The 10,698-nt window shown below is 63.8% G+C and carries 8 protein-coding genes and 2 pseudogenes; 6 read left to right on the top strand and 4 right to left on the bottom strand.

Annotation, left to right across the window (positions count from 1 at the left end; all coding sequences use genetic code 11):
* Window positions 1–151: 151 nt before the first annotated feature.
* Window positions 152–651 (bottom strand): annotated as a pseudogene (locus tag AC1DGP_RS34160) (IS5 family transposase); the annotation flags it as partial.
* A gap of 174 nt (window positions 652–825) precedes the next feature.
* The gene (locus AC1DGP_RS34155; protein ID WP_476833197.1) at window positions 826–1,725 is read right to left on the bottom strand and encodes a LysR family transcriptional regulator; all 900 of its coding nucleotides are present in this window, start codon (window positions 1,723–1,725) and stop codon (window positions 826–828) included.
* A gap of 447 nt (window positions 1,726–2,172) precedes the next feature.
* On the opposite strand from AC1DGP_RS34155, the gene AC1DGP_RS34150 reads away from it, so the two are divergent.
* The 5 genes from AC1DGP_RS34150 (at window position 2,173) to AC1DGP_RS34130 (ending at window position 8,319) form a co-directional block, all read left to right on the top strand.
* Entirely contained in the window at window positions 2,173–3,627 is a 1,455-nt protein-coding gene (locus tag AC1DGP_RS34150) for an NAD(P)H-dependent oxidoreductase (protein ID WP_476833196.1), read from the top strand.
* On the top strand, window positions 3,627–4,295 hold the full coding sequence (locus AC1DGP_RS34145; protein WP_476770499.1) for an aspartate/glutamate racemase family protein: 669 nt from the start codon (window positions 3,627–3,629) through the stop codon (window positions 4,293–4,295). Before AC1DGP_RS34150 ends, AC1DGP_RS34145 begins: the two co-directional genes overlap by 1 nt.
* Window positions 4,296–4,434: 139 nt before the next feature.
* Window positions 4,435–5,532: an ABC transporter substrate-binding protein gene (locus AC1DGP_RS34140; RefSeq protein WP_476833195.1), complete on the top strand. Its 1,098-nt coding sequence runs from the start codon at window positions 4,435–4,437 to the stop codon at window positions 5,530–5,532.
* Between the two features lie 37 nt (window positions 5,533–5,569).
* Window positions 5,570–7,252, top strand: coding sequence for an ABC transporter permease (locus tag AC1DGP_RS34135; protein ID WP_476833194.1), 1,683 nt, complete (start codon window positions 5,570–5,572; stop codon window positions 7,250–7,252).
* Window positions 7,249–8,319 (top strand): ABC transporter ATP-binding protein, encoded by a 1,071-nt coding sequence (locus AC1DGP_RS34130; RefSeq protein WP_476833193.1) that lies wholly within the window; start codon window positions 7,249–7,251, stop codon window positions 8,317–8,319. The genes AC1DGP_RS34135 and AC1DGP_RS34130 overlap by 4 nt, the downstream gene beginning before the upstream one ends.
* A 318-nt stretch (window positions 8,320–8,637) precedes the next feature.
* Here AC1DGP_RS34130 and AC1DGP_RS34125 read toward each other — a convergent pair whose 3' ends face one another.
* The gene (locus tag AC1DGP_RS34125; RefSeq protein WP_476833192.1) at window positions 8,638–9,030 is read right to left on the bottom strand and encodes a hypothetical protein; all 393 of its coding nucleotides are present in this window, start codon (window positions 9,028–9,030) and stop codon (window positions 8,638–8,640) included.
* Between AC1DGP_RS34125 and AC1DGP_RS34120 the strand changes: the two are divergent.
* Window positions 8,935–9,177: pseudogene (locus AC1DGP_RS34120) on the top strand (transposase); the annotation flags it as partial. The gene AC1DGP_RS34125 and the pseudogene AC1DGP_RS34120 overlap by 96 nt on opposite strands.
* A 286-nt stretch (window positions 9,178–9,463) precedes the next feature.
* On the opposite strand, the gene AC1DGP_RS34115 reads toward AC1DGP_RS34120, so the two are convergent.
* Entirely contained in the window at window positions 9,464–10,498 is a 1,035-nt protein-coding gene (locus tag AC1DGP_RS34115; protein WP_476833191.1) for an IS110 family RNA-guided transposase, read from the bottom strand.
* Window positions 10,499–10,698 lie beyond the last annotated feature (200 nt).

Genomic DNA, 10,698 nt, shown 5'->3' with positions numbered 1-10,698 from the left:
GCCGGGTCGTTCAGAGCGTGGATCGTGAAGGCACGCCGGGCACAGTCAATGTCGCGCGAGTTACGCAGACATGCCGGCCAGAGAACTTCGATATCGACTTGCCGCTGGCGCTCCTGCCAGTGCTGCATGATGAAGCGCATTACACCCATTCGATCAGGGCCTTGGCGGGCGGCAGCGCGTCGAGCACGAGGCTTGCGCCCTTGTGGTCACTCATCGGGCCTTCCGAGAGCAGCAGGATGATCGGGCGGCCTTCACCGTCGCAGACGGTGTGGAGCTTGGAGTTCAGTCCGCCCTTGGTGCGCCCGATACGACGGGGAACAGCCCCTTTTTGAGCAGGCTCGCCGCCGTGCGATGGGCCTTGAGATGCGTGGCGTCGATCATGATCCGCTCGGGTTTCGGTCCGTCGCCGGCCAGGCCCGCGAATATCCGGTCAAACACGCCGAGCCGGCTCCAGCGGATGAAGCGGTTGTACAGCGTCTTATGCGGGCCGTAGCCTTTGGGCGCGTCCTTCCATTGCAGGCCGTTGCGGATGACGTAGACGATCCCGCTCACCACACGCCGATCATCAACCCGTGGCACGCCATGCGACAGCGGAAAATGCGGCGATATCCGCGTCATCTGCCGCTCGCTCAGCAGAAACAAATCATCCATCACGGCATCCTCCAGGACACCGTGAATCACATCTCAAGCAAAATTAATAGGTCCTGAGCCTAGATCTCGGCGATGCGACTTCGTGGTGAGCGCCATTCACCATTGCCCGCGCTGGCGTCAAGGCCGGCCATTCACCGGCAATCGCCACGGAGCGCTCAGTCGGATTGCTGACCGTCACGCGTTGCGCTGAAAACCGGTCATCGTCCGGACATCCTCAACTATCTTGTCGGCGAGGCTTTGCGCCGCGGGCGACAGCTTCTGCTTGCGCAGCGTGATCAGCGCCATGCTGCGCGTAATGCTCGGTTCTGTCAGCTTCAGCACCGCCGTTGCCTTGAGACTGGCGCTCTTCAGCCGGGAGGCCGGCTGCACGGCGACGCCAAGGCCGGCCTCGGCCATCGCGATGACCGTCTCCGACTGGATGAACTGGTATCGTGTGGGCACCTCCAGTCCGAGATTCTGCATGGCATCGTCGAGGAGCCTGCGCACCGCGGTCTCCCGGGTCTGCACGAGCATCGGAAGTTGCGACAATTCGGTCAGGGTGATGCTGTCGCGAGGGCGATCGAGAAAATGATGGGGCACAAGGGCCTGGAGCGGCTCGACCATGATCGTCGTGAAGTCGAACGTCGTGCCCTCGTCCTCGGGGCCTATCGCGAAGTCGACTTCCTTCTGCCGCAGGGCCTCGTAGAGATCCCGGGACGTCAGCTCCCGGACCGAGACGGCGATGCCTGGATAAGTCCGCACGAACTCGGTCAGCACCGGGGGCAGGTGAATGGAAGCCATGTGCGAAGAACAGGCCAGGGATAGCTGCCCACGCTTGGCGTCGCTCTCCTCGCGGATCCGGCGCAGGCCCAGATTGATCTCGTAAAAGGCCTTCCGCGTGCTGTCGCGGAGATGGTTCCCCTCCACGGTAAGCTTCACGCTGCGGGTTGTCCGCTCGAAAAGGCTCACGCCGAGCTGCGCCTCGATCTGCATGATCTGGGCGCAGACGGCCGAGTGCGACCGGTTGAGCGTTTCCGCGGCGACCCGGAAACTGCCCTTTTCCGCAACCACCAGGAAGGTCTGAAGCACCTTCATGTTGATGCCGCCGATGACGTCCATTGCGGCGCTCTCCCGCTGGTCTGAAAACCTGACCAATCCGTAGGATCTTGCGAATTGTTTTACCAGCGGGGAACGCTACGCTCCTTGGGCTGCGAAGCGATTTTCGGATGAAGCCGGCTTGAAGAAATGGTCCGGCACATCCGGCAGGGGAGGACATGATGGGATCGAGGAAGAACGCGAGGGATCGCCGGGCGCGTGCTGCGCGCGCAGCCCGGTCGGCTGCGGCGAACCCGGTGCTCTCATTCTGCGCCCCATCGCGGCGTTCATCTCAGCGCTGAGTGCCACCCTGTTCTTCGCTCCCTGGCGGATGAGCGGGCGCAGCCGGACGCATCTAAGCAACAGCCCCGAACACACGTCCAGGCCGGTCCTGATCATCCCTGGGATTGCAGCCGACTTCCCACAACGCACGCGGATATTGCCCCAATGGTCTATCATCACCTCTATTCGAAATTCGCCAGGGACGGCCATGTGCGGGCCGGCGTCATCGGCGCCGGCAATTATGGCACCGCGATCGTCACGCAGGATCCCCATACCCCGCGTCTCTCGGTCGTCATCGTCGCGGATATTTCGCTGGACGCAGCCAAGGGCGCGTATCTGAAGGCTGGCTTCGAGCCCGCGATGATCGCCTATGCCGATAGTGTCGAGGCTGCGCAGAGCGCAATCGATACCGGCAAACGGGTCTACACCGACAAGCCCCTGATTGTCGTCGATCTGCCTTCGGTCGACGTCGTCTGCGAAAGCACCGGAATTGCCGAGGCGAGCGTCGTCTATGCGCTGAGAGCGATCGAAAATCGCAAGCACGTCGCCATGATCACCAAGGATTGCGACGTCACGGTCGGCCCGATGCTGAAGAAGCTCGCCCGCGAGGCGGGGGTCGTCTACACGCCGGTCGACGGCGATCAGCATGGACTGTTCATCCAGTTCTATGAATGGGCCAAATCTGTCGGCCTGACGGTCATCAGTGGTGGCAAGGCCACGGATGGGGAATTCATCTACGACGATGAAACGGGTGTCGCGCGCGTCATCACGGACAAGCCGATACATTCACCCTATCAAGCCTCGTTCGTCGTCGAACCGGAAGATCGCAAATACCTCCAGATGATTCCCCAGGGACTCACGCAGGACTATGTCGCGCGACGCACCGCAATATTGAATAAACTGCCGCAGCCTGGCTCCTATGATCTTTGCGAGATGACGATCGCGGCAAACTATACCGGCCTGTCTCCGGCGGTCGATACGCTCATTCATGCGCCGCTGCGCATCACGGAAATTCCCGTCGCCTATTGCGAGCAGGCGCATGGCGGCCTGTTCGATCGCGCCGGCAAGATCGACCTCGCCACCTGCCTCCGGGCCCCCACGGAGTCGGGTCTCGGCGGCGGCGTCTTTCTGGTCGTGCGCTGCGACAACGCCTATTCGAACCACGTCCTGACGACGAAGGGGCAGATCGCCAATTACGACGACACTGCCGCAGTGATCTATCGGCCCTATCATCTGTGTGGCGTCGAGACGTCGACCTCGATCTTGATGGCCGGTCTGCTTGGCATTGATACCGGCTCGGACGACTACCTGCCGCGGTATGACCTGGTGAAGATCGCCGCGCGCGACATTCAGGCGGGCGAGATATTCGGCAACGATCACAGCCCGCAGCTGGTTGCGCGCATCGTGCCCGCGCAGCCCGTCGCGGCGGGCAATCTGGCGTGCTCGCATCTGCTCGTCGGGAACCGCGCCTTGGTCGATATCCCGGCCGGGACCGCGATAACCTATGACATGATCGAGGAGCCCGCAGCCTCGCCGCTCTGGAGCCTGAGACGGCGGCAGGACCAGACCTTTCTGACGCAAGGTGAGGCCGTTTCTGCCCCCACGCTGGAACAGGTGTGATGGCAGCTCGCCCCCGGATCGTCCTGTTTCACGCGACGCCCGTCGCGATCGAGCCTGTGATGTGGGCGATGGCGCGGCTGTGGCCGGAGGCGGAACCGGTGAACCTGCTGGACGACAGCCTGACGACAGACCGTGCCAGGGATGGGGCGGATCTGTCTGAAGGGCTGACAGAGCGCTTCGTCGATTTCGGCCGCTATGCCCATCGCATCGGTGCCGACGGCATCCTTGTCACCTGCTCCGCCTTCGGCCCGGCGATCGAGCGCATGGCGCAGACGCTTCCCATTCCGGTGCTGAAGCCCAACGAAGCCATGTTCCGCCGCGCCATCGCCACCGGTGGCCGTGTCGGAATGCTGGCGACCTTCGCGCCTGCCGTCTCCACCATGACCCGCGAGTTCGAGGCCTTCGTGACGGAGGCACGGGCTGCGGCAACGCTCGATACGATCGTCGTCGACGACGCCATCGCCCTTTTGAACAGGGGCGACGCCGACAGCCACAATCGCTTGGTCGCCGAACGCGCGCGCGATCTGGGCGGCCACGACGCGATCATGCTGGCGCATTTTTCGACCTCGCGCGCGGCCGTCGCGGTGCGGGCAGTCGTCGATGTTCCCGTGTTGTCGGCCCCGGACGCGGCCGTTGCCCGAATGCGCGAGTTAGTCAAAGGGGGCTGATGCCGTTTGCCCCCTGCCGTGCCGCTTTCCGATGAAGACCGAAGCCAAGCAGCGCTATCTCGAGACCAAGACCTGATATCCCGCAGATCAAACATGGGGCTCCGATCAACGAGGGTTCCCGACCAAGGAGGAGATGCAAATGCCCGGCTTTTTGAAGACGACCTGTGCCGCGATGGCCCTGGCTGCTTTCGCGGAAACAGCGGCGGTGGCTCAAACGACATCAACCACCTATCCGGCCGCCTACGCGGACGTGGTGGCGGCGGCGAAGAAGGAGGGCAAGGTCGTCGTCTACTCGCCGACTGATTCCGGGCAGGCCAACGCGCTCATCAGTGCGTTCCAGAAGAAATATCCCGGCGTCACGATCGACTATAACGACCTCTCGAACACCGCGATCTACAACCGCGTGGTCAGCGAGTTCGCGGCAAAGCAGGTCGGTGGCGACGTGGTCTGGTCGGTCGGCCTCGATCTCCAGGTTCGCCTTGTCGAGGATGGCCTCGCGGAAAGCTATGTGTCGCCCGAGGCGCCGAACCTGCCAGGCTTCGCGAAGTACAAGGACGCCGCCTATCTGACCTCGATCGAGCCGGGCGTGATCCTCTACAACAAGAAGCTCGTGCCGGCACCGATGGTGCCGAAGAACCTAGCCGACCTGACCCGGCTCCTGAAGGAGCATAAGGAGGTCTTCCAGGGCAAGGTCGCAAGCTGGGATCCGGAGAAGTCTGGGCAGGGCTATGTCGCCATGCAGGACGACATGCGCCACAATCCCGGCTTCTGGGCCTTGATGTCGGCCTTTGGCGAGTCCGGCGGCAAGATCTACTCCAATTCCGGGCAGATGCGCGAGAAGGTGGTGTCCGGAGAGGAGATCATCGCCTTCTACGTCAATGGCGCCTACGCGACCGAATGGGTGAAGGCCAATCCGACGCTGGGCATCATCTATTCCGACGAACGCACGAGCGCTGTCTCGCGTGCGGCGCTGATCGCGAAGAACGCGCCGCATCCCAATGCAGCCAAGCTCCTGATCGACTTCATGCTCTCCAAGGAGGGGCAGAAGGTGATGGGTGAATCGGGACTTCCCTCTGTGCGCAGCGACGTTGACGGCGTGCCCAATTTCAAGAGCCTGAACGAGCTCGCGAATGGCAAGCTGCAGCCGATCGCGCTCGATGCTGCGCTGCTCGAGAATCTCGATAAGACCAAGCGCGCGGATTTCTTCATCCGCTGGAAGCAGGCGATGCGCCGCTGAGCGGCGCCATCACGCCAAGGCAGAGAAGGACTATTTCATGCGTGCCAGGGGCGATGCCTTGGGTTTTCGCGGGATCACGATCGGCCTGCTCGGATTGCTGGTTCTCGCCCCTGTCGGGCTCATAATCTACCAGAGCGTTCTCGACGGTCCGTTCTTCTACGCGACCGCGGGATTCAGCTTCTCGTCCTATGCCTATGTCTTCGCCGACCCGGATTTCTATCGGGCGCTGTGGACGACACTTGCTTTCGCCGTCGGCCTCGTCGTCATCGCGGTGCCGCTCGGGGCGGCGCTCGCCTTCCTGCTGACGCGCACCGACATCAAGGGGCGTGCCTGGATCGAGCCCGTCGTGCTGGTGCCGATGTTCCTGTCGGCCCTGGTCCTCGGCTTCGGCTACACCGTCTCGGTCGGGCCCTCGGGCTTCGTCTCGCTCGCGGTGCAGGATGTGCTGGGTTTCGTGCCGTGGAATATCTACGGGCTGCCGTCGCTCATCGTCATCGGCGGCCTGAGCCATGTGCCTTACGTCTATCTCTATGTCTCATCGGCGATGCGGAACCTTCCGGCCGATCTGGAGGAGGCGGCGCGCACGATGGGCGCCGGCCTGCCGCGGATCGCGCTGGAGGTGACGCTGCCGCTGGTCCTGCCGGCGCTGGTCTACAGCGCGGCGTTGAATTTCCTGCTCGCCTTCGAGAGCTTCGGCCTGCCGCTCGTCCTCGCCGATCCCAGCGGCGTGCTCGTCCTGACGACCTATCTCTACAAGCTCACGACACTGCTCGGCGTGCCCTCCTATCACCTGATGGCGGCGGTCGCCGTGCTGCTGCTGATCGTCACCTTGCCGCTCGTGGCGATCCAGCGCCGCCTCCTCGACCGTTCGCGCCGCTATGCGACCGTCGGTGGCAAGGGCGGCCGGCCGACGCGGATCAAGCTCGGGCGCGCGGGCCAGGTCGTCGCCCTCTCCCTGATCGGGCTGTGGCTGCTGATCTCGGTCGTCCTGCCCATCAGCGGGATTGCGGTTCGGGCCTTCGTCGACTCCTGGGGGCAGGGCGTCGATCTGCGGGAGCACCTGACGCTCGCGAATTTCCAGCAGCTGTTCCGGATCTCCAGCCTGTCGCGCGGCCTCGTCAATACCGGGCTGATCGCGGTTGTCGGCGGTGCGATCGCGGTTGCGGTCTATCTCGTCGTGGCATTGGCGGGGCATCGGAATACGAGCTTTGCCGCGGTGGCGCTCGACTACATGATCCTGCTGCCACGGGCCTTGCCGGGGCTCGTCATCGGCCTCGCATTCTTCTGGCTGTTCCTGTTCGTGCCGTTCCTGTCGCCGTTGCGCGCGACGCTGGTGAGCCTGCTCGTCGCCTATGTCGTGGTCGGCCTGTCCTATGGCCTGCGCCTGATCCAGAGCACGCTGCTCCAGGTCTCGCCCGAGCTCGAGGAAGCGGCCCGCACCAGCGGGGCGAACCTGCGGCGCACCTGGACCGAGGTGGTGATCCCGATCGTCCGTCCCGGCCTCTTCGGCGCCTGGGCGATGATCATGATCATCTTCCTGCGTGAATACGCGACGGGCGTCTATCTCATGACCAGCGGAACCGAGGTGATCGGGTCGCTGATCGTCTCCCTTCTGGCCAGCGGCGATCTCGCCACGATCGCTGCCCTGTCCCTGATCAGCGTCACCTTCACGGCCCTTGGCCTGGCGGTGGCCTTCCGCTTCGGAGCCTATGCCAAATGACGGATCTGCGCGTCGAGAACATCGAATTGAGTCTCGGGGCGACCCCGGTCCTCAAGGGCGCGACCTTCGAGGGGCGCCGCGGCGAGATCGTCGCCTTGCTGGGCGCCTCCGGCAGCGGCAAGACCACGCTGCTGCGGTCGATCGCGGGGCTCGAACACCCGTCAAAGGGACGCATCACCATCGGGGGGAAACCTGTCCTCGATGTCGAGCGCCGCTTCAGCCTGCCGCCGGAGCAGCGCGATATCGGACTCGTCTTCCAGTCCTATGCGCTCTGGCCGCATCGCACGGTGGCGGAGAATGTCGCCTTCGGCCTGAAGCTTCGCGGCGTTGCGGCAGCCGACATCGGCCGGCGTGTCGCCGAGATGCTCGGGCGGCTCGGGCTCGGACATCTGGGCGAGCGCTATCCGTTCCAGCTATCGGGCGGGCAGCAGCAGCGCGTCGCGATCTGCCGGGCACTGGTCTACGAGCCGCGTGCGATACTGCTCGACGAGCCCTTGTCCAATCTCGATGCGAAGCTGCGTGACGAGGCCCGCTATTTCATCCGCAAGCTGATCCTTGACCTCCAGCTCTGTGCCGTCATCGTGACGCATGACCAGAGCGAAGCGCTGGCGATGTCCGACAGGGTGATCCTGCTCAAGGACGGCGCCATCCTTCAGGAGGGAACGCCGATCGATATCTATGAGAACCCGCGCAACCGCTATGTCGCGGAGTTCCTCGGCGCGAACAACCTGCTTCATGGCGAGGCGCGTACCGGGCCTGGCGGGGTGACCTCCATTCATGGCGCAGGCTGGCAGCTGGCCGGCTCCGCGCAGGACGGGGTGACCTCTCAGGCCGCGGTCGCGGTCGTCCGCGTCGACAAGGTGCGGGTCGCCGATGGCCCCGGCCAGAATCGCGTTCCGGTCGAGATCGAAGCCAGCATCTATCTCGGGCAGCACTGGGAATACCGGATGTCGCTGGGCGGCGCGCATCTGCGTGCGTTCGGGCCGCACCCCATCGCTCCCGGGCCTGCCTGGTGCGAGTTTCCGGCCGAGAGCGTGTGGATCTTCGCCGACCGCGCGTCGGCCTGACCCCAGCGTTCAAGCAGGCCGCTTCCAGTGCCGGACGAGCCGCGCGCGGCGAAGGGAACACTGTAGCCAAAGGACGGAAAATGAGATGAAGATTGCAAGCATCAACGCCGTTCTCCCAGTTGACCAAACATCGCCCAGGGGCCTCCTTCCCGGCACACGTCGAACGGCTCCGAGAACCGTCAACTGCTTGAACGCCTCGCGATCAGCTGCTCCGATCTCATGCAGATCCTCCGGAACGCATCAGCAAACTGCCTCAAAGGTTACCGCGATCTCGATGGACCCAAGCGTGGCATCGCTTGCTCTCCGAGGACCGTCGCATCAAATGCATCCATCAGCTCGAAGTCGTTGCCCCCCTCCGGAGCTCCTGAATTTCGCGAGCCGCTTGCGATGATTCCTCACACATTGCGCGAAGTCCCCAGCAGCCTGCCGGAAAGCGGACGTCGCCAGCGTCAACAATGGGGCATCCTTCACCGTTTGGCGGGCTGCCGCGAACGTCTTACTTGGGTCGATTTTGTTGAAGAAGTCGGTGTTGCTGCGAGCCTGAGGTTCTGATTCAGTCGTCCTTGGGCGGAGGGCGGCGCGATGATGGGCGAACGGACGGTTGCGCAGTAGGCACTGTTCTACGAGTTCAGCCTTGAGCGGCATGTCCCGGCCAACCACCTGCTGCGCTCGATCGACCGCTTCGTCGATCTGTCCGGCATCCGTGCGCATCTACGTCCCTACTACAGCGACACCGGCCGGCCCTCGATCGATCCCGAGCTGATGATCCGGATGCTGATCGTCGGCTACTGCTTCGGCATCCGCTCCGAGCGCAGGCTTTGCGACGAAGTCCATCTGAACCTCGCCTATCGCTGGTTTCTTTAGGCGGGCATGTGTCAACTCCGTTTTGCGTGCCGATGCGGATCGGGAGCGCCCGGACGAGTTCAGGCTACTTTGCGTGCTCGACGCTGGCTGCGTCGGCGGACAGGATGGGTTGAGAAGGATCGAACGGCCTAGCTCTGCCTCGCGATTAGACCGGCGAATGCCGTGCCATCGCAACCAGCGATGCGTGCTCGTCCGACCCTCGCACCCTCCCGGGCGCTCTTTTCCGCCGCGGCGACGGAACTATGCAAGTCGATCGCTAAATGGAGTTCCCGCGACGCGGCTAAGCGGCGACCGATCCGGGCGTCGCTGACCAACGGAACTCAGTGCCCTCGGTCCACATGCGGTGCGTGATGACCGCGAGCCGGCGTGCGAGAGCAACCTTCGCGACCTTCACGCTGCCGCGCTTCGCCAGCCGCATGGCCCACGACCTCAGAGAGGACCAGGGACCGTGGTGGAAGAGGACGTGGGATGCCTGGTACAATGCGGTGCGGACCATCTCGTCGCCGCAGCGGCTAATGCGACCATCGAAGTCGGTCTGTCCGGAGCTGTAGCGTCTCGGCGTCAGGCCGAAATGCGCGCCGACATCTCTCGATCGCGAGAAGCGTTCGGGGACGTCGACGCCCGTGCGATAGGTCAGCGCCACGACCACTCCGACGCCAGGTATGGTCATCAGCCGGCGGCAAACAGGATCGCGTCGCGCCAACTGCCGGCACATACGGTCCAGCACCTCGAAAGCCTCGATCATCGCTCGACGAACGCGCAGCATCGGCTCGGTGATCGCGAGCAGGATTGGATGATCCGCGACGAGCTCCAGGACTCGGACCTCGAAGGCGCTCCGCGTGACGATCCCGATCCTAAGCCCAAACACCTTCAGCGAACCACGCATAGCGTTCTCGATATCGTGCGTCTTATTCAAGAGCTGCTGACGGCTGACGAGTGCCATACGCACTTGCTGCGCTTCGTCGCTTTTGATGTGGACCTGCCTGAACCATCCAAGGCGAAGAAGATGGGCGATGCCGCGCGCATCGTTGCGGTCGGTCTTGTTCCGCATCGCACTGAGGCCAGCCTTCACATGGCGGCACCCGAGGCAGATCGCGGGATACCCGGCCTCTCGCAGCGCGCTGTAAAGCCAGGATGATGTTGGACCCGCTTCCAGGCCGACGCGCTTGAAGGGATGACCGAACCTCGTCAGCAGATCCGCGATGACCGCTGGTTCGGCTTCGATCTTCCGTTCGACCAGGACCTCACCCGCGTCGTTGACGATGCAGACGTTCACGGTGTCCAGGGACACATCCAGGCCAGCGAAATAGTCCATCACCCTCTCCATGGCAGAAGTTGCGGTTCAGGCCGCGCGGCGCACTCTCGCCCTGGCGCGACCGCCCGCCTACTCCATCTCTGCCGGCTTGGCCTGGAGGGGGATGTGCCCGACCATTCCACCTTCTCGAAGAACCGGCACGGTCGCTTCCGCGACAGCGATCTGCTGCGCGAGGTCTTCGAGACGACGGTTCGACGCTG

It is taken from the genome of Allobosea sp. 05T433, assembly GCF_056396065.1.
The sequence above is the reverse complement of the archived record's forward strand: the minus strand, read 5'-3'. Positions and strand labels throughout refer to the sequence as shown.